Consider the following 1,015-nt stretch of genomic DNA (forward strand, 5'->3'; position numbering starts at 1 on the left):
CCTAGATTCAAATAAGAAGTGCAACGTTTTAAAAGAATGAGTTGAAGAGTAAGATGTGCCGTGTTGCATTTCAAACTTCAACTCCTACATATCAGAACGTTATGAAACACTATACACATCTTACCCAAGAGCAAAGATATCAAATATCAGCGCTATTGCAAGCTAAAAAAGGCATGAGTGAAATAGCTAGAATTATTGGCTGTCATAAATCAACGGTGAGTCGAGAGATAAGGCGAAACATGGGACAAAGGGGTTATCGCCCCAAACAAGCCCATCGATTGGCAAACGCGCGCAAAGTTGTGAATAGCTCACAGATCAGCCGCTTTGGCTGGTGCTATATTGATCATCTACTCAGCAAGCACTACTCACCTGAGCAAATCACAGGGCGACTGAGAATGCTGGGTTGGCAAGAGGTCCCAAGCCATGAATCGATATATCAACACATCTATACTGACAAAAAGGCAGGGGGTAACTTACATAGCGCCCTTAGATGTCAAAAGCGCTATAGGAAACGCCGTCTGCAAGGTTATGATAGGCGCGGAAAGATAGCGAACCGCTGTGATATCAATGACCGTCCCAGTATCATTGAAGCGCGCAGTCGTATGGGCGATTATGAAGGGGATACGGTGGTTGGTCGTGGACATCAAGGTGTGCTTGTCACTCTAGTGGATAGAACAACTCGAGAGACTAAGATCAAAGCGCTACCCAATCGCAAGGCAGTAGCCGTCACACAAGCTTGTATTGGCATGCTAAAAGGTGAACAGGCGTTAAGTATCACCTTTGATAACGGTAAAGAGTTTGCTGACCATGAAACGATGGCAACAGCGTTGAAGGCTGATATTTACTTTGCTCAGCCTTATCATTCTTGGGAGCGTGGAACGAATGAGAATACCAATGGGTTAATTCGTCAGTTTCTACCGAAGTCAATGCGTCTGGATAACCTATGCATGCACTTAGTTCAGTCGATTGAAGACAGTTTAAATAATCGACCTAGAAAGGTGCTAGGGTTTAGAAC

The 1,015-nt window shown here is 44.4% G+C and carries 1 protein-coding gene; it reads left to right on the top strand.

Features of this window, described 5'->3' with window-relative positions; genetic code table 11:
* Positions 1 to 101: 101 nt before the first annotated feature.
* A partial coding sequence (locus tag CXF65_RS01030; protein ID WP_101210730.1) for an IS30 family transposase occupies positions 102 to 1,015 on the top strand: 914 nt, incomplete at its 3' end.

It is taken from the genome of Psychrobacter sp. Sarcosine-3u-12 (genome assembly GCF_002836005.1).
In the GTDB taxonomy this organism is placed as follows: Bacteria; Pseudomonadota; Gammaproteobacteria; order Pseudomonadales; family Moraxellaceae; genus Psychrobacter; species Psychrobacter okhotskensis.